The following is an 18,672-nucleotide window of genomic DNA, read 5'->3' as shown; positions in this document are numbered from 1 at the left end:
TTTCTTTTTTAGCTTCTTATTGAACTTAAAATTATGTAATTCATTGTTTTTATACCGTCAAATTAACCTTAATTAACAATGGATTGATATCATATTAAACAATGCATTTACATCCTTAATTTTAGTATAATTGATAGTATTTTTGCATCATGGATTCACTCACCTTTTATAAGTATCAAGGCACAGGAAACGATTTTGTCATAGTAGATAATCGCGATTTATCTTTTACCAAAAAAGATGCCAAAACAATTGCACGTATCTGTGACAGAAGATTTGGAATTGGTGGTGACGGTTTTATCTTATTAGAGAATCATGCTCATTTAGATTTTAACATGGTTTACTTCAATTCAGATGGTAATGAAAGTACTATGTGTGGTAATGGTGGTCGTTGTATAGTAAGTTTTGCTCACTTTTTAGGAATCTTTGAAAAGCAAACTACCTTTAATGCTATTGACGGTAAGCACGATGCGGTCGTTAATGACGACGGAACCATAAGCCTTCAAATGATTGATGTCAATAAGGTAGACGATAATAGAGATTATTGCTTTACAAATACAGGATCACCACACCATGTGCAATTAGTGGCAGACCTTGATAATTATCCTGTTGTTGAGGAAGGAAGAAAGTTGCGACATGAAGTTTATGGTGATGAAGGCGCCAATATTAATTTTGTTGAACCCATCTCTCACGGTACTTATAAAGTGCGTACTTATGAACGCGGTGTAGAGGATGAAACCTATAGCTGTGGTACAGGAGTTACTGCGGTTGCTCTAGCCATGCACGCTACAAGTCATACGACAAATACAAACGTTTCACTAGTAACTCCAGGTGGCGAATTATCTGTGCGTTTTGTAAACCAAGATAATGGCTATACTGATATTTGGCTTTCGGGTCCAGCCCAGCAAGTCTTTAAAGGAAACATTAATATATGATGATGAGGAATGAAACTTGTTACCTGCGCGCTGTTGATCTGGCTGATATGGAATACATCTATCAGCTAGAGAATGATCCTGAATTATGGGAAGTAGGTAATTTACTAGCTCCTTACTCTAGATTTACTATACGAGAGTATTTAGAAAATGCTCACCGAGATATTTATGAAGTTAAGCAGCTGCGACTAGCCATTTGTACCCATAGCGATCAAATTGCTGGTTTGGTAGACCTCTATGATTTTGATCCATTTCATAATCGTGCCGGAATTGGAATTGTTATCGATACACCTCATCGTAAAAAAGGTCTCGCGCGTGCTGGTTTACAACTCATGATTGAATATGCTTTTAAACACCTTAGATTACACCAGCTACATGCTAGTATATCTACGGATAATGTAGCTAGTAGAATGTTGTTTGAGAGATTACGCTTTCGCGAAAGCGGAATAAAAAAAGACTGGATCGCTACTCCAGATGGTTATAAAGACGAACTGATTTATCAATTGATTAATGAATAAATACCGCAAAATTATTTTAGGAGTAGTCCTAGTAGGACTGTTGTTTATGGCAGGATTTGCCTATAAAGTTTATACCACTTTCTTATCACCCAATACCAATTTTGAATCTGAAACCTATGAGGTATTCATACCAAGTGATGCAGATTATAACAAGGCATTCCTAATTTTTGCCGATGCTGTAAAAGATCGAGATGCGTTGCATCAAACGGCTGTTCGCAAAAAATATCATGAAAATGTAAAGGCAGGTCGGTTTCTAATTAAAAAAGGAAGTTCTAACAACGATATCATTAATACGCTGCGCAGTGGTAATACTCCTGTAAAAGTTAGATTTAATAATCAGGAACGAATTGAGGATCTAGCAGGAAGGCTTGCGGCTCAAGTAGAACCAGATAGTTTAAGTCTATTAAAAGCATTTACCGATTCTACTTTTCTTAATAAGGCAGGAGTAAGTAGGGAAGAGGCTTTGACCTTATTTTTACCTAACACGTATGACAGTTATTGGAATACCACCGCAACCTCTTTAAGAGATAAATTATACAGCTATCACCAGCAATACTGGAACGAGAATAGAAGAAGTCTTGCTAGCAAGCAGCGCCTTTCTCCATCACAAGCCTACATTTTAGCAAGTATTGTTCATAAGGAAACAGCAATGAAGGATGAGCGTGCAAGAGTAGCTGGTGTGTATTTGAATCGTCTAAAAAAGAATATAAAACTAGATGCCGATCCTACCGTAATTTATGCAAAAAAGAAAAAGGACGGTGATTTCAATCAAGTTATTAAACAGGTTCTTTATAAGCATTTAGAAATAGATAGTGAATACAACACCTATAAAAATGCTGGATTGCCACCTGGTCCTATCGTAACACCCGATATTGACGCTATTAATGCTGTTCTACAACCAGAAAATCACGATTACTTTTACTTCGTTGCCGACGTACAAAATTTTGGTTACCACAAATTTGCTAAAACACTTACACAACACAATATTAATGCAGCTGCCTATCGCAGGTGGATTAAAAAGAATAATAAATAATAAGAAAATATAGGATAACTACTTAATCAAGGAACTACATCGCCTATTTATTTAAGCAATTTGTTTTTCAAAAGCAATATAGTGCGTTGTCTGATTATGGTATAAAGGAATGATGTTCACTTTACATTTGTAAGTGGTACCATCTTTTCTATGATTTACAATCACCTCACTAAAAGGTTTATGTTGTTTAATTTTAAAACGTATACGGTTTTTAGTAGCTTCTTTAGTTTGGTTTCCTTGTAGGAATCGTGGTGTTTTGTTTATTGCAAATTGAGTAGAATATCCTGTCATTTCGGAAAATCCATCATTTACCCAAATTATCTTTTGATCTTTGTCAGTGACGATAATCGCTTCATAATCCATTGACTCAAATAGATTTTCAATGTTGTTATTCCACTGATTCTCCTTAGCTAAATTTTTTATGGAGAAGAGATCTTGTTTTCTTTTAAGAGCAGAAGTGTAACGGTGATTACCATCCATGAAGATATCCCAAGACAGGAGTGGCATCATTTTAGGTTCAGCTGTTTCTAATTCTTTTTGAATGGATTGGTATTCTTTGTCATTTAAACTGGATAAGTAAATGTCAAGGCACATTAAATCTGTTAGGCTGTTGCTCATTGTTGCTGTTTTTTGGTGACTAGTTCAACAACATTATCGATTATTTCAATTTTTATGAAATTATCGATATTAAAATTCTGTTTAAGCCAGGTATTTTTCCTCAAACCAAAATGTTCCAAAAGGAACAACTGACATGACCAAGGCTATTAAAGTAGTTTTAAATTTCCATTTAAGTTGTGCTCCAACTAATATGGCAACTACTACATAAGCCAAGAATAAAAAACCATGTGCCATACCAGCAATTTTGTTGGGGAAACCAAAGTCAGCCAGGTATTTCAATGGCATAGTAACAAATAAAATAAGAAGGAAGGAATAGCCTTCAACAATAGCAAGATATTTAAAGAATTTAAGCATCTTTTTTCAGTCTTTTATCAGTGAGTGACAAAGGTAATTCAGAATCCTTTCCGTACAGTTTAATTTCCTGAATATCTGCCGGTAAATAATAGCCTTCTTCCATTAGTGCGCGTTTTACTCGTCCTATCACTCGACCGCGCGTGCTATTTGCTTTCCAACCAAAATCTAATGTATCTACCCAAAAGAAAACTTTTAAATTAACGGTACTCGTTGCAAGCTCATCTTCTATAACGTAATTCACATGGTTCTCATCACTTATTACTTTTTCATCCTTTTCTAGAGCTCGCATAATGGTCGATTTAGCCAGTTCTATATCCTCGTCATAATCAATTCCTACTACAAAATCCCATCTATAGAATCCGTCTTCAGTATAATTGGTAACCGGTTGAGTTATCACATCTGAATTTGGGATATAAACATCCTTACCATCAAATGATTTTAATTTTGTGTATCTAAACATCAATGCTTTTACTCTTCCAAAATTATCACCTATCTCCACGGTATCATTAACATTGAAAGGACGATTAAAACTTAAAATTACTCCTGCAATAAAGTTTTGTCCTATATCTTTAAAAGCAAATCCTAGTACCACGGCACTTGCACCAGCAGTGGCCAGTATACCGGCGCTTATATCTCCCAATCCAGCAGCGCGTAGAGCAACCATGATAAAAACGATGATAATAGTAAAACGTATCGCACGTCCTAAGAACCTGCTCATCAAGGGATCTTTGGTGCGCAATTTTACACTACTGGTTGTTAATCGCCCAATTAATGTGGCGATTAAAGTACCCAGTATGATAATAGCGAGACCTAAACCTAATCTAGGTAAAAAGGCGATGAAATTGTCGTACATCTGTACGGTAGTATCCCAGATTTTTTCATCTACGGGTACTTCATTTAGTTCTTGAAAATTCAACATACTTAAAATTACATAGAGCTGCTTATTAATTTGTTAAGCTTTAACTAAATAAGCTTTTATTAAGTGATCGACCTTATTTTTGTGGCATGGAGAATAAAAAGATAGTCATTATTGGTGCTGGAGTAAGTGGACTTGTAGCTGCTCAAACTCTTAAAAATCAAGGATACGAACCTATCATATTTGATAAAAACACTCATCCAGGTGGACGCGTACATACTATTGTTGAGAACAACGTAATAATGGATTTGGGTTTTCAAGTAATGTTAGATGAATATCCAGCAGTAAAAGAGTATTTAGACACGTCCTCTTTAGACTTAATCAAATTTGCTCCTGGAGCTGTAATCTTTAAAGACGGCCGTACCTACAAATTAGGTGATGCCTCTAGAGATCTTAAATTTTTATTACCTACGATATTTGCTGGAATAGGTACCCTAGGAGATAAATGGAAGGTTTTTACGCTTTCGCGAAAGCTTAAACAAAAATCACTATCGGACATATTTTCAACACCTGAGATAACGACCGAGCAATACTTGAAAGATTACGGTTTTTCAGATAAAATTATTGAAAATTTTTTCAGGCCTTTTTATGCAGGAATATTTCTTGAGGATAAATTGGTAACGAGCAGCCGAATGTTTGAGTTTGTATTCAAAATGTTTGCAACAGGAAACGCAACTGTTCCTGCAAATGGAATTAAGGCTATTCCTGAACAACTCGCTAATGATATTGACATTAACTACAATAAAGAATTACTCGAGGTAGTCGGGAATCAATTAACGTTTAAGGATGGTAGTCAAGTTCAAAGCGATTATACTATAGTTGCTACGCCAGCAAGTGATGTTGTACCTAACTTACGTAACCAACAACAAGACTGGAAACAAACTACAGTATTTTATTTTAAGACCGACCATGAAGGATTCAAACAGCCTATTATTGGATTGCTCACTGGTAATGGATATGCTAATAATTTCCATTTTTTACATGATGTATTCCCAAATCATCAAAAAGTAATAAGTATTACGGTGGTAAAGAATTACACACAAACCGAAGAAGAGCTATCAAGTTTGCTTGCTCAAGAATTGAAGCAGGAAACTGGAATAGAGCTAGGTGACATGATCAAATATTTCAAGATTAAGAAGGCGTTGCCCGTGCTTAATAACCTTAATTATGCGTTACCAAGTACTGAAACGCAACTTACGCAGCATGTATTTCTTGCTGGTGATCATTTGAGTAATTCCTCTTTAAATGCGGCGATGCTTAACGGTGCCGCTGCAGCACAAGCTGTAATCGATAAATCTGAAAATAGGGTAGTAGTAGGTTAATTTCCTACTATTCCTTGTGTATTTATATGAAGAGGAATTTTATATTCCTCTTCGTTTAATTTCTTCTTTAATTAATAGCAATTCACGACCCATTTGTCCTGCAACAGAAGTGTTTTCTTGAGCTCTTCGAATCAAATAAGGCATCACGTCTTTAATTGGACCAAAAGGTAATATTTTAAAGGTGTTGTGACCTTTATGAGCAAGATTATAGGTTAGATTATCGCTCATTCCATAAAGTTGACCGAACCAAACGTCGTTATGGTTAGCAGGTATTCCTTTTTCTTTAAGAATATCCATTGCTAGCAGTGTACTGTGTTCATTATGAGTTCCTATACATAATTTGATGCGGTCTAGTCGATCAAGAATAAACTGCATAACGTCATTGAACATCGCATCGGTTGCTTTTTTATTGATACAAATAGGAGATTGATAACCCATTTCGGCAGCACGTTCTCTTTCTTTCTCCATATAAGCACCACGTACTATTTTGGCTCCTACAATAAAATTATTTTGGGTCGCATCTTCATATAGGTTTTTAATATACTCTAACCTATCATGACGATAACATTGTACCGTATTATAAATTATGGCTTTGTCTTTATTATAACGCAACATCATATCACGTATCAAATCATCGGCTGCGTCTTGCATCCAACTTTCCTCACCATCGTAGAGCAACGCCACATCGTACTGAGCAGCAGTTTTTGAAATTAAGTCAACACGTTGCTGTATGCGTTCCCATTCTGCTTGTTCTTGACTAGTAAGAGGTTGTTTTTCCGTAACCTTCTGCCAGATATAAAAGCGGCCAATACCTGTTGGTTTTACTACTTCAAAGGAAAGCGCTTCACTGGTAGAAGCTTTTTTAATAAGTTGGATTTTTTTGTCCACAACCTTATCAAATTCTGCTTCCTCTTCTTTACCTTCAACGCTATAATCCAGTATGGAGCTCACACCTTTACTGTACATTTTTTCTACAAGTGGCATGCATTCATCCTCGGTAGTACCACCGCAGAATTGTTCAAAAATGGTGCTCTTAATAAGCCCTTTTATGGGTAGGTTTAAATTAAGTGCTAGTACAGTAGCTTTGGAACCAAAGTTTACTAACCATGGTTTATCCATCATTTTAAAGATGAAATGAGATTTTTTTAAATCTGTATTACTCTTTAATGCAAATGCACGTTCTGTATTATTAAAAGGATTGTCTGCCATAATGCAAATATAATTGCGAAAACGATTTAGGAAACTGATAATTTTGTCGTAAAAATCGACTTTTTCACACAGTCGGACTTACTTTTGGCAATGTTAAGAAAATTACCGGTTTTGAACGATTTTTTAGCGGTAAGCTTTCGCGACCGAAGCCTATATATAGGCGAGGGAAGCACAGTTTTAATCAAAGTAAAAATATTTGACTCTATATATGGAATCAATTGAAAATCACCTATTCAACATCTATTTTCAAGAAGAAAGCTACATTAAGCTTAATGAGTACCTACAAACTAAGCAACCTAGCTCTATTTTCATAATGGTCGATGAAAACACGATGGATCATTGTTATCCAGTTTTTATGCCAGAATTGAAAACTGAAAGTAGAATTGAAGTAATCGCCATTGATCCTGGAGAAGAACATAAGTCAATTGAAACTTGTAGTGGAGTATGGAGCGCGATGGTCGAATTAGGAATAGACCGAAACAGTCTTGTAATCAATCTAGGTGGTGGCGTAATTACAGACCTAGGTGGATTTGTAGCTAGCACTATTAAAAGAGGTGTTGATTTTATCCACGTTCCTACCAGTTTGTTAGGTATGGTCGATGCAGCAATAGGCGGCAAAAACGGTGTAGACTTAGGACCACTTAAGAATCAAATAGGAGTTATTGTTCCACCTATAATGACTTTAATTGATACAAGATTTTTACGTACTCTAGATGAGCAGCAATTAGTCAATGGAAGCATCGAGATGTTTAAACACGGTCTAATTGCTGATAAGGCATATTGGAACGACATGATTAATGCCGGTAAAAACTATTATAATGACGTATTTGATCATTTAATTTTTCAAAGCGCCGTAATTAAAAATGACGTTGTAGTTAACGACCCTACTGAAAAAGGGGCTCGTAAAGCTCTTAACTATGGGCATACAGCAGGTCATGCTATCGAATCTTTTTGCCTAACTCAACCAGATCAACCTGATGTTTTGCACGGCGAGGCTGTGGCTGCAGGAATACTTGTAGAGTCCTTTTTAAGTACTAGATATACTGGTTTATCTCAATTAGAATACAATTCTATTAAAAACTGGTACAAAGGACTTGGCTTTACTTTTTCATTTACTGACCGTGATATACAAGATATGATTCAATTGATGGCTCATGATAAAAAGAATGTCAATGGAGAAATACGATTTGTTCTTTTGTCTAGTATAGGCGATTTTGTCACTGATCAAAAGGTGGAAAATGAGGATATTGTTTTAGCTTTCAATGAATTGGCTACAGTTTAATCGTTATTCACTTCCTGAAAAGCTCTTTTTTAAGTTAAAAATGTCTAGAAGAAGTTGAGGTGTAATTAGTTTTTTCTAATTTTAGAACACCTCAAAATTCTAGTCTTATGAAAAATGTTATTGTAGACTACAAAAAGCTCACGCCAGAAATGGTAGCGTTACTCGTAGAAAAGTATCCTGCTGGTTACGGCGATGAAGACATCATAACCTTCAAAAACCATAAAAATGAAACCATTGAAGCGGTTGAAGTATTAACTGAGGATACAAAATACTTGGTTAAAATCTCCAAACGCCTCAGTGCTCAAATGGATGCTTTTGACCTTGACGATTACGATGAAAAAAGTATGGATGACCCAGATGCTCTACCTGAAATGGATGCGCAAGGAAAAAAGGTTTGATCGTTACTTAAACATATCCATACCTGGAATGTTAGGCATTCCATCTTTTGCAGCTGCCGCTACTTCTTGGTCATAAATACCTTCCGCTTTGCTTAATGCCTTATTAAGAGTTAAAATTAAATAGTCTTCTAACTGTTCCTGGTCCTCTAACAATTCTGGATCGATAGAGATGTTTTTAATTTTTCTACTAGCTGTAACCGTAACATTTAACAGATTGTCGCTGGACTTTTCATCTATTAATACACTGTCCATGCGTTGTTTTGTAGCTTCTACTTTTTCTTGGGCTTCTTTGATTTTTCCCATCATTCCCATCATATCTCCAAACATAGCTCTAAATTTTATTTGCAAAAATAGACATTTATAACCTTACAGTCATGATTTGAAATGCTTATTGAATAGTGAGTTAACGATGACAATTGCTTGGTAATATCTGCGTATCTTGCGCCGGTTAAAAAAAGAGCATACATGAAGTTACCTGTGGCAAAAAAAATACCGCACGTTCACGAAAAACACGGACATCAAAGAATCGACCACTACAACTGGATGAGAGAAAGAGACGCACCAGAGGTTCTTTCGTATCTGGAACAAGAGAATGATTATTACGATGCCATGACAGCTCATACCGATGATCTTAAAGAATCTCTTTTTCAAGAAATAAAAGGTAGACTTAAAGAGGATGATGAATCGGTTCCTTATCTATTTAACGGATATTGGTATTATACCAAAATGGAAGTAGGTGAGAGCTACCCATATTATTACAGGCGTAATGACGCCACTCAAAAAGAAGAGCTGCTATTTAATGTAAATGAAATGGCTCAAGGTCACGACTTTTACAAGTTTACCGGGATGAATATCTCGCCTGATAATAAATTGGCCGCTTTTGGAATTGATACAAAGGGTAGAAGAGAATATACTCTTATGGTAAAAAACCTCGAGACAGGTGAGTTACTGGATGTAGCTGTTCCTCTAACCACTGGTGGTTCCACCTGGGCAGCAGACAACAATACTCTCTTTTTCACAAGAAAAGATCCAGAAACTCTAAGAGCAAATCGCATTTTTAAATATAAATTGACCAACCCTGATAATGATGGTGAATTGGTTTTTGAAGAAGAAGATGAGATTTACAACTGCTTTGTGTATAAAACGCTATCGCAGGAGTTTATAATGATTAAATCCTCTTCTACTTTATCTGATGAGGTCCGTTTTATAAAATCTAATCAACCAGACGCTGATTTTCAATTATTTCAAGAAAGAGAAAAGGAATTAGAATACAGTGTAGCGCATTACAAGGATCATTTTTTCATCATGACTAATAAAGATGGAGCTACCAATTTTAAAATTATGCAAACGCCCTTGCACCTTACCGAAAAGGAAAATTGGGAAGACTTAATAGCACATGATAACGATGTTCTTCTAGAGGATTTTAATCTTTTTGAAAAATTCCTTGTAGTTTCAGATCGCTTTAATGGACTTAATAGAATTAGGATCAAAGCATGGGATGGCACGTCCGATTACTTTCTGCCTTTCGATAATGAAACGTATACGGCATATACTGGTGCCAATCTACAGTTTGATACAACAAAATTACGCTATGTCTACAACTCATTAACCACTCCAGCAAGCGTTATAGAGTTTGATATGGAAACTAGAGAGAAAAAGGTACTTAAAACACAACCTGTAGAGGACCCAGATTTTGATCCTAGTAATTATACGTCACAGCGAGTTTGGGCTACTGCACCAGACGGAACCAAAGTACCAATAAGCTTGGTTTACAAGACTAGTATGAAAAAGGAAACCGGTAATCCTTTACTGCTATATGGTTATGGTAGTTATGGAGCAACTATAGATCCTTACTTTTCAATAGCTAGACTCAGCTTACTTAATAGAGGCTTTATATACGCTATCGCCCACATACGCGGTGGTGAGTATTTGGGAAGAACTTGGTATGAAGACGGTAAAATGTTTAAAAAGCGCAACACGTTTACAGATTTTATTGCATGTAGTGAACATCTTATTAAAGAAGGCTATACTTCCAATGAACAATTGTATGCTAGCGGTGGTAGTGCTGGTGGATTACTTATGGGAGCGGTTATAAACATGGCACCACAACTATACAACGGTATATTAAGTGCTGTACCATTTGTTGATGTCGTTAGTACCATGCTTGATGACACTATTCCATTAACAACAGGTGAATATGACGAATGGGGTAATCCCAACCATAAAGACAGTTATCAATACATGCTTAGTTACAGTCCTTACGATCAAATAAAGGAGCAGGATTATCCTAATATTCTTGTCACAACGGGTTATCACGACTCACAAGTTCAATACTGGGAACCAGCAAAATGGGTAGCCCGCTTACGCGAAAGCAAAACAAATGACAAACTTCTCTTGTTCAAAACCGACATGAAAAGCGGTCACAGCGGTGCATCTGGTAGGTATGATGCACTCAAAGAAGTAGCGCTTGAGTATGCTTTTCTTCTTGATTTAGAAGGAATTACAGACTGATAATTTTTGTGTAACTTTGCCACGTTTGTGCCAAAAAATGGACACACAGTAAACCCTATATATGAACCAAGATATACAAGCCTACGATAATGTGTTGCAACTCATAGGAGAAACACCACTTATTAAGCTTTCAGAAAAAGTAGCCCCATATTCAGGTAATTTTTATGCAAAAGTAGAGGCTTTCAATCCAGGACACTCTTCAAAAGATAGAATTGCTTTACATATCATAGAAGAAGCAGAGCGAAAAGGAATCTTAAAACCAGGCGATACAATTATAGAAACTACAAGTGGTAACACGGGTTTCAGTATTGCTATGGTAAGTCGTATAAAAGGGTATGACTGTATTCTGGCTGTAAGTTCAAAATCAAGTGCCGATAAAATTGACATGCTTAAATCTATGGGTGCCAAAGTGTATGTATGTCCAGCACATGTAAGCGCCGATGATGAACGCAGTTATTATCAAGTAGCAAAGCGTTTACACGAGGAAATTAAAGACAGTATCTATATTAATCAATACTTCAATGAACTTAATATAGACGCTCACTACAACAGCACAGGTCCTGAAATTTGGAAGCAAACAGCAGGTAAAATCACGCACCTTGTAGCTTGTAGTGGTACAGGAGGAACTATATCAGGAACAGCTCGATTTTTAAAAGAACAAAATCCAGATGTTCAAATTTTGGGAGTTGATGCATATGGTAGTGTTCTTAAAAAGTACCACGAGACTCAAGAGTTTGATAAAAACGAGATTTACCCATACCGAATAGAAGGACTCGGTAAAAACTTAATTCCTACAGCAACAGATTTTGAAGCTATAGACAGCTTTACCAAAGTAAAAGATGAAGACGCTGCTCACATGGCTCGTTTTATATCGCAGCATGAAGGATTATTTGTAGGTTATACTAGTGGTGCAGCCATGCAAGCTACAAAGCAATTAGCTGCACAAGGAGTTTTTGATAAGGATGCAGTTGTAGTAGTTATTTTTCCAGATCATGGATCTCGTTATATGAGTAAAATATACAACGATAAGTGGATGGAAGAGCAAGGTTTCTTTGATTCGGTATCAACAGCTACTCAGCAACACATTGAGTACGTTAAATAAGTAGTTAACTTACCTTAAATTACTTGTATTTTTTTAGAGTATCAAATATGATTTTTTGATACCTAGATTTTTATTCTTAAAAGTTACTGGATATCCGACCGTTATCAACAATTATTGATAATTTAACGTCGCTGTACGTGCTCAATATCCGTTAAGTTTTGCAGTATATCGTATATTTGCCGATTAGAAATCGGTTTTATGAAGGATTTATTTGAGAAAATTTACAAGGATAAAGGACCACTAGGAAAATGGGCAAGTGTAGCCGAAGGTTACTTTGTGTTTCCTAAATTAGAAGGACCTATTGCAAATCGCATGCAGTTTAATGGTAGAGAAGTTATTACATGGAGTGTAAACGACTACCTGGGTCTTGCCAATCATCCTGATGTAAGAAAAGTAGATGCAGAAGCTGCCGCAGAATATGGTAGTGCCTATCCTATGGGTGCTCGTATGATGAGTGGTCATACTGATTTACACGAACAACTTCAAAACGAGTTAGCAGAATTTGTTAATAAAGAAGCTGCATATTTATTGAACTTTGGGTATCAAGGTATGGTTTCTACAGTTGATGCGCTTGTTTCTAAAGATGACGTAATCGTTTATGATGTAGATGCTCATGCTTGTATTATCGATGGTGTGAGATTGCACCACGGTAAACGTTTTACTTATAAACACAATGACATTGAATCTATTGAGAAGAATTTACAACGAGCTACCAAAATCGCTGAACAAACTGGCGGTGGTATACTCGTAATTTCAGAAGGTGTTTTTGGAATGCGTGGTGAGCAAGGTAAATTGAAGGAAATTGTTGCACTTAAAGAAAAATACAATTTCAGACTCTTTGTAGATGATGCTCATGGATTTGGAACTCTTGGTGCCACAGGTGCTGGAGCTGGTGAAGAACAAGGAGTACAGGATCAAATCGATGTGTACTTTGCGACCTTTGCAAAATCAATGGCTAGTACTGGTGCTTTTATAGCGGCAGATCAAGAAATCATTGATTACTTAAAATACAACTTAAGATCGCAAATGTTTGCAAAATCTCTGCAAATGCAATTAGTTAAAGGAGCATTGAAGCGATTAGACATGCTGCGCTCTATGCCTGAACTTAAAGACAAGCTTTGGGAAAACGTAAATGCTTTGCAAGGTGGTCTTAAAGAAAGAGGTTTTGATATAGGAACTACACAATCTTGTGTAACACCTGTATACCTTAAAGGAAGTATACCAGAAGCAATGGCTCTAGTTAAAGATTTAAGAGAAAACTTTGGTATTTTCTGTTCAATCGTAGTTTATCCAGTTATTCCTAAAGGATTAATCCTATTAAGATTGATTCCTACAGCTTCACATACCATGGATGATATCAATGAAACATTAGACGCATTCTCTGCTATTCGTGACCGTTTAGAAGGTGGTGTTTATAAAAGATTAAGCGCAAGCGTTGCAAAAGCAATGGCTTAATTTTTACATTTTATATATAAAAAACCCGATGTGACAACATCGGGTTTTTTATTTTACTCGCCTATCACGCAACCTTTTTGATTATTTTACATCTCAAGTAAAACCGACTATATGAAATATCTTTTGCTTTGTAGTTTTTTAATGGTAATTGTAGCGTGTACACCTCGTTTAGAAAACGATACGCGATTATATTTAGAAGCTACTATTATGGAACCTGACGGTTCCAGAGCAACCGATATAGAAGTTGTACTGTCTAATTATCGTATCATAAACAGGTTGTTTTCTAGAGACAACGCAAAGTTTTCTGAGCCAGATCGTGATTTCATTTTAGGAAGTGCTTTTACAAATAATGAGGGAAAAATTGAAATGACAGCCTTGTCAGCAACTAATTCTCTTTTTTATCTAACCGTATATAGAGATGACCAACCTTTACAAGATTATCGCATTAATAAAAAATCATTTACAAATTTAGAATTACTTATTCCTGAAGTTCCTATTAAGGAAGAACTCGATGTGATTTTAGTTTTTCAAAGTTCTACAGGAGTGAATAACGATCTTGACATACAAATTGTAGCAGAATCGATGGACTGTCCGTTACTTTATGAAAATGGAACTTTTCAATTACCCAGTTCTATAGAGAACTTTGAGTGTAATCCTCAATTTATTGGAGTTTCAGCTTCTGAGAATCCACAACAAGCTCCTGTAACCACACTAGCTCCATCACAAATGGAAGTAAGCATTTTTAATGGTACGAGTACCACAACAAGCACTATTCAAATTGATGCAAATACACAAACCTATGTTATCAATTACTAGAAGTTTCTTTATCGCTTGTTTGTTAGTCCTAGGAATTTTTAGTGAATCCACAGCTCAGGAACAAGATAATGATCCTATATTAAATAGTTCTACCAGCGAGGATTCAGGTCGCAGAATATTTGCTTTCGACTGGTACTTACAACAGCCCATTCCTACAGGTGATTCCTTTGTTGGGTCCAATTTTACAGGTAGGCTAGGATTTGGAACAGGATTACAGTTTTATCCGTATAAAAACGTGTATCTAGGCGGAGCCTTGAACTTTGATTACTTCAAAAACGATAACCCTTTAGATACAGGAACTTATGACAGGTCGCATCGTTTTAATGCCTATTTTTTTGCCGGTTATGAGTTTGTTCTTCACAACAAGTTTAGAGTTGGAGTAGATGTAGGTTATGGTTACACTCAATTTAGAAATCGACAATCTCCCGAACAAGGTAATGGAGTTTTTAGAGACTCAGGCTCCTTACTCAAATTTCGTTCGGCGCTAGAGTATCATTTTGCAGACTCTTTTTCAATGGTACTTTCACCTAGTTTTGAGCAAGGTTTTTATGATATAAAAGCTTCACCTAATCTCATTGAAAATTTTGAAACTGCTAGTTTTTTCACTTTATCGTTAGGAGTGAGGTATCATGTTGACAATTTATCCAATGCTCAAAGAAGCCGCCAAATTATAACCGAGGATCAGGAACTTAAAGATTTATTAAGTCGGGACCATGATGACTTATCTATTAGTGAAAAACGTCGTAAATATTTTTTACTAAAAAAACAGAAACGATTTAATAGAAGAAATGCTAGACGATCCAATTTGCCCTAATTGTATAAGAGCTCTTAAATTAGGTTTATAGCAGTTATGCTATAGGTAAGTGTTGAATACGCTTTCGCGAAAGCGTAATCAGAAAAACATTCAATTATTATACAGTGCATCAAGAGAGCGTTTTAACAAGCCAAAACGATCTGAAAACCTAGTCATCATTCCACAACTGTCTGTCTCAAAAAAAGGTGCCGAAAATAAGCTTTTATGTTGATGTGTAATGAACTTCCGTAACAAGCATATTAAATAGTAATCTGGATGATATTGTGAACGGATTTTCACAAGTTCTATCCAATAAAAAAGCTCTAGAATGAGTTGCTTTTTTACCTCGGTTCTTTGTTGCACATAGTTTTTATTTCATTCAATTCGTCAATTATTTCTGGGAAAGTAGTTGGGTCTATTTCAAATTCAACTTTTACTAAATCAGAATAATCATTTTGATATGGACTTTCTTTTCTTACCTTTAATTCAACAGCTAAATGTCCAAGATTATCAATATTCCGAAACCTTAAATGAAATTCGTTAGGACTCATGCTTTCCAGTTTTTCATTTCCAATTCTGGTTTTATCCAATTCGGTTAATTTTTGAGTAAACGATTCCAAATCTGTTAAAGCAATCCAAATCGGACGTTTAAATTCCGCGTTTAATTCTTCAGTCAGAATCTTTATGTTTAAACGATAACTTGGATAATACCCAGCTTCCGAATCTCCTACATTTAGTTCAATTTTTCGAGTTCCAATTTCGTTTTGTATGGTCATTTTCTCAAAATGTGTTACGACACGCACAGGTTATGGAAAGTTCACGCAGAATAAGAAGCCTTCTAAAGTGTACGGCAGTTGTTGGTTTGGTTAGTATTTTGTTTTCTCAAAGATATCCAAACCACAGAAAATTTCGCAGGAATTTTCGGATGAGCAGGAACTGAGTGATTTTGTATAGCCAGTGTTAGCAACAGCTTTTATTTTGTCAATTTAGTTATTCGATTGTACTCTTTCCATTTTGAGTCTTTATTAAACCCACATCCAAATTCAACTAATTTATTCGGGTTTTCATATATTTCAGCTAGTTTTTGTGATGCAAATTCGGCATTATCAATATAGATATCCATTATGAATCCAAAGTCCGTTGGAACTCTCGCAACAGGATGAGTAATACATCCTTTTTTCAATTCGTTTATAAAGTAGTCTTCAATAGTTCCAAAGTCCAATTCTTCTGATTCAGCTTGATTATCAGAAATCTCGATATTGAATTGCAAATTAAACGGACAGCATTTTTTGTATTTGTAATCTACATAAGCCAAGTCAACCCATCCAGTTGCAGGTTTTCCAGAGTCGGTTTGAACCATAACTATCGATATTGAATTTTGCGGATACAAGTCAGAAGAATCCTTCATCGAATTACAATCAATTTTTTCTCTGTCTCTTTTAAATATGTCAAATATTCCCATATTCTTATTTTGTTCAGACGGTTGCTTAATGTCCGTAGGTATCGTCCAGCAATTGTACATATAAATTTACGTGTTATTGAGAAACAATTAAAACATGAAATTTATACTTAAACCTATTGTGATTTATTCAGTTAGTTTTAATCTATATCGAACGTAATGTATACTTTTAATTGGTTTTCCATCTTTCAAGGCTGGTTTAAACTTCAATTTTGACATACTTCCTTTTACTTCTTCATCTAACCACATATTATCTGCAATTGCAAAAGTTATTTTATCTACACTACCTTTTTCATTTACAAATACATAATAACCGTATGATATAATTTTGTCGTCTCCATATTCCTCAAATATTGACACTTCTACTTTAAAGTACTTTGCCAATTCAAGATGATTTATTGGTTTTGGCTCATTATCTGGTAGTTGATAATCTTCATTTTCCTCATAGCATCCTTTACATAAATAGGAAACAATATTCGTTTTGACTCTTGGGTTCTTAAATTTAGAGAACTTTTCTTCTGAAATTAATTCTCCATTTTCATAGATAGTGCGTTTTTCAATTTTTCCATTATTGTAAAAAGTCTCCATAATGCCGTGACGATTTCCGTTTTGATAATTAACAAGTCTCTGAAGAGTATCGTTTTTGAGTTCTTTCCAAACACCGTGAGCTACATAATTTTTGTATTCACGATAATAGAATTCAGGTACATCATCTTCAAAAAATGGTTTAGCATAAAACTCACTATAGCCAGTTCCATTTATTAAAGTATGTTCTCCTTTTTCATTCCAATGGTTTTTAAGTCTATAATCTCCATTTATAAATTCGGCATCAACTTTTTGGTTTCCATTTTCATAATATTCTAACCATTTTCCTTCACGTTCATAACCTGATTTGTATGTTCCTATTTCTGCGAGTTGCCCATTTTCGAACCATTCTTTGTATTCGCCAATTCTTTCATTTTTATCTATTAGTTTTGATTCGAGTTTTTTTGGATTTCCATTTTCATAGAACCATTCGTGTATGAAAACATTTTTTAATGGTTCTTTAGTTACTTTATATTTTAATTTTCCATTTTCATAAAATTCTTTCAGCTCTCCCGTATGTTCACCATTTAGATAATGTATTATTTCTTTAGGTCTGCCGTTTTCATAAAAGGATTTGAATTTTCCATTTATTACACCTTTTTCAAGCTGAAACTCTTCTTTGATTTTTTTGTTATCATATAAGGTCGTGCAAAGTCCTGTAAAGTTGATATCAAATTCTTTACCATCTTCATCTAGGCAAAATTCGTTGGGGTTATTACGAATGTAAGCTTCAATTAAAGACATCGTCTTTTCATTCATTTCATAGTAGTCGTCATCAAGTAAAGACATCTCATCGAGTCTGTCGTAGAGGTCGCTTTCGAACAAATCACTTTTTTGAGCCTTGTCCATTAACTTTTTGTTTTTTTGATAGATTTTATCTGCCTTTTTAACCAGATTAGACATTTCTGTATCCCCAATGTGTTCTAATCCTTTTATTATTGTTGGAATATATGGTCCATAACCATTATAGTAGAATTGAACAAATCCACCATTTGTTACTTGGGCATCTAAATACCACCAATAATAGAGTGCTTTTTGTCCATAAGACAATGATTTACCTCTTTCGATTTCGTGTTCTCTGTCCTTTACAAATTTTGACATTGGTTCAAGAGCAAACCATCCAAAATCATAACCGCTTAATTTGTAGAATTCTCCTTTATTCAGTTTAGGTCGAAAATGTTCAGCTTTATTGAATTGCCAATAAGGGTCGTTTTCATTTTTAACTTTACAACCGAATAGACTTAATAAGGTTATCATTATTACAGAAATAGTAATTATTCTTTTCATTAGAAATGTTCGTTCAATATTATAATTAACACGACCAGATTATGGCTAGTTCACTCAGTTCTATTGTGTACGGTAGTCGTTGGTT

19 protein-coding genes are annotated in these 18,672 nt (G+C 35.2%); 11 read left to right on the top strand and 8 right to left on the bottom strand.

Translation table 11 applies throughout. The features are described 5' to 3' along the window. Window positions 1–149 precede the first annotated feature (149 nt). From dapF to mltG, 3 genes are read left to right on the top strand one after another with little or no spacing between them, the layout of a single operon-like run. Window positions 150–932, top strand: coding sequence for a diaminopimelate epimerase (gene dapF / locus BST91_RS05900; protein ID WP_085774823.1), 783 nt, complete (start codon window positions 150–152; stop codon window positions 930–932). After that, window positions 932–1,447, top strand: coding sequence for a GNAT family N-acetyltransferase (locus BST91_RS05895; protein ID WP_085774822.1), 516 nt, complete (start codon window positions 932–934; stop codon window positions 1,445–1,447). The genes dapF and BST91_RS05895 overlap by 1 nt, the downstream gene beginning before the upstream one ends. After that, window positions 1,440–2,480, top strand: coding sequence for an endolytic transglycosylase MltG (mltG, locus tag BST91_RS05890; RefSeq protein WP_085774821.1), 1,041 nt, complete (start codon window positions 1,440–1,442; stop codon window positions 2,478–2,480). Before BST91_RS05895 ends, mltG begins: the two co-directional genes overlap by 8 nt. A gap of 51 nt (window positions 2,481–2,531) precedes the next feature. Here the strand turns inward: mltG and BST91_RS05885 are convergent, their stop codons facing one another. From BST91_RS05885 to BST91_RS05875, 3 genes are all read right to left on the bottom strand, one after another. Beyond that, window positions 2,532–3,098 (bottom strand): PAS domain-containing protein, encoded by a 567-nt coding sequence (locus BST91_RS05885; RefSeq protein WP_085774820.1) that lies wholly within the window; start codon window positions 3,096–3,098, stop codon window positions 2,532–2,534. 81 nt (window positions 3,099–3,179) lie between these two features. Further along, a complete protein-coding gene (locus BST91_RS05880) occupies window positions 3,180–3,452 on the bottom strand; it encodes a DUF3817 domain-containing protein (protein ID WP_042279193.1) in 273 nt (90 codons plus the stop codon). Then, window positions 3,445–4,371, bottom strand: coding sequence for a mechanosensitive ion channel family protein (locus BST91_RS05875; RefSeq protein WP_060522399.1), 927 nt, complete (start codon window positions 4,369–4,371; stop codon window positions 3,445–3,447). The genes BST91_RS05880 and BST91_RS05875 overlap by 8 nt, the downstream gene beginning before the upstream one ends. A gap of 86 nt (window positions 4,372–4,457) precedes the next feature. On the opposite strand from BST91_RS05875, the gene BST91_RS05870 reads away from it, so the two are divergent. After that, window positions 4,458–5,690, top strand: coding sequence for an FAD-dependent oxidoreductase (locus BST91_RS05870; RefSeq protein ID WP_085774819.1), 1,233 nt, complete (start codon window positions 4,458–4,460; stop codon window positions 5,688–5,690). Between the two features lie 39 nt (window positions 5,691–5,729). On the opposite strand, the gene BST91_RS05865 is transcribed toward BST91_RS05870, so the two are convergent. Next, window positions 5,730–6,899: a proline dehydrogenase family protein gene (locus tag BST91_RS05865; protein ID WP_085774818.1), complete on the bottom strand. Its 1,170-nt coding sequence runs from the start codon at window positions 6,897–6,899 to the stop codon at window positions 5,730–5,732. A gap of 208 nt (window positions 6,900–7,107) precedes the next feature. Between BST91_RS05865 and aroB the strand changes: the two genes are divergently transcribed. After that, window positions 7,108–8,181, top strand: coding sequence for a 3-dehydroquinate synthase (aroB, locus tag BST91_RS05860; RefSeq protein WP_085774817.1), 1,074 nt, complete (start codon window positions 7,108–7,110; stop codon window positions 8,179–8,181). 107 nt (window positions 8,182–8,288) lie between these two features. After that, window positions 8,289–8,579, top strand: a complete 291-nt coding sequence (locus tag BST91_RS05855) for a hypothetical protein (protein ID WP_042279188.1) — start codon at window positions 8,289–8,291, stop codon at window positions 8,577–8,579. Between the two features lie 3 nt (window positions 8,580–8,582). Here BST91_RS05855 and BST91_RS05850 read toward each other — a convergent pair whose 3' ends face one another. Beyond that, window positions 8,583–8,906 carry a YbaB/EbfC family nucleoid-associated protein gene (locus BST91_RS05850; protein ID WP_085774816.1) on the bottom strand — a complete coding sequence of 108 codons (324 nt, stop codon included), beginning with the start codon at window positions 8,904–8,906 and terminating at the stop codon, window positions 8,583–8,585. Between the two features lie 138 nt (window positions 8,907–9,044). Between BST91_RS05850 and BST91_RS05845 the strand changes: the two genes are divergently transcribed. The 5 genes from BST91_RS05845 to BST91_RS05825 all read left to right on the top strand — a co-directional run bounded on the left by BST91_RS05845 (window position 9,045) and on the right by BST91_RS05825 (window position 15,277). Beyond that, entirely contained in the window at window positions 9,045–11,090 is a 2,046-nt protein-coding gene (locus BST91_RS05845) for a S9 family peptidase (protein ID WP_085774815.1), read from the top strand. Between the two features lie 61 nt (window positions 11,091–11,151). Continuing rightward, window positions 11,152–12,192, top strand: coding sequence for a PLP-dependent cysteine synthase family protein (locus tag BST91_RS05840; protein WP_042279181.1), 1,041 nt, complete (start codon window positions 11,152–11,154; stop codon window positions 12,190–12,192). 198 nt (window positions 12,193–12,390) lie between these two features. Next, the gene (locus tag BST91_RS05835) at window positions 12,391–13,647 is read left to right on the top strand and encodes an aminotransferase class I/II-fold pyridoxal phosphate-dependent enzyme (RefSeq protein WP_085774814.1); all 1,257 of its coding nucleotides are present in this window, start codon (window positions 12,391–12,393) and stop codon (window positions 13,645–13,647) included. A gap of 111 nt (window positions 13,648–13,758) precedes the next feature. After that, on the top strand, window positions 13,759–14,463 hold the full coding sequence (locus BST91_RS05830; RefSeq protein WP_157546907.1) for a hypothetical protein: 705 nt from the start codon (window positions 13,759–13,761) through the stop codon (window positions 14,461–14,463). Continuing rightward, a complete protein-coding gene (locus tag BST91_RS05825) occupies window positions 14,447–15,277 on the top strand; it encodes a hypothetical protein (RefSeq protein ID WP_085774812.1) in 831 nt (276 codons plus the stop codon). The genes BST91_RS05830 and BST91_RS05825 overlap by 17 nt, the downstream gene beginning before the upstream one ends. A gap of 320 nt (window positions 15,278–15,597) precedes the next feature. On the opposite strand, the gene BST91_RS05820 is transcribed toward BST91_RS05825, so the two are convergent. The 3 genes from BST91_RS05820 to BST91_RS05810 all read right to left on the bottom strand — a co-directional run bounded on the left by BST91_RS05820 (window position 15,598) and on the right by BST91_RS05810 (window position 18,587). After that, complete coding sequence (locus BST91_RS05820) at window positions 15,598–16,032, bottom strand: WapI family immunity protein (RefSeq protein WP_085774811.1); 435 nt, start codon at window positions 16,030–16,032, stop codon at window positions 15,598–15,600. Between the two features lie 197 nt (window positions 16,033–16,229). After that, complete coding sequence (locus BST91_RS05815) at window positions 16,230–16,778, bottom strand: DUF695 domain-containing protein (RefSeq protein ID WP_157546906.1); 549 nt, start codon at window positions 16,776–16,778, stop codon at window positions 16,230–16,232. Between the two features lie 63 nt (window positions 16,779–16,841). Further along, the gene (locus tag BST91_RS05810) at window positions 16,842–18,587 is read right to left on the bottom strand and encodes a DMP19 family protein (protein WP_085774809.1); all 1,746 of its coding nucleotides are present in this window, start codon (window positions 18,585–18,587) and stop codon (window positions 16,842–16,844) included. Window positions 18,588–18,672 lie beyond the last annotated feature (85 nt).

This window comes from Nonlabens tegetincola, assembly GCF_002117085.1.
Classification (GTDB): domain Bacteria; phylum Bacteroidota; class Bacteroidia; order Flavobacteriales; family Flavobacteriaceae; genus Nonlabens; species Nonlabens tegetincola.
The sequence above is the reverse complement of the archived record's forward strand: the minus strand, read 5'-3'. Positions and strand labels throughout refer to the sequence as shown.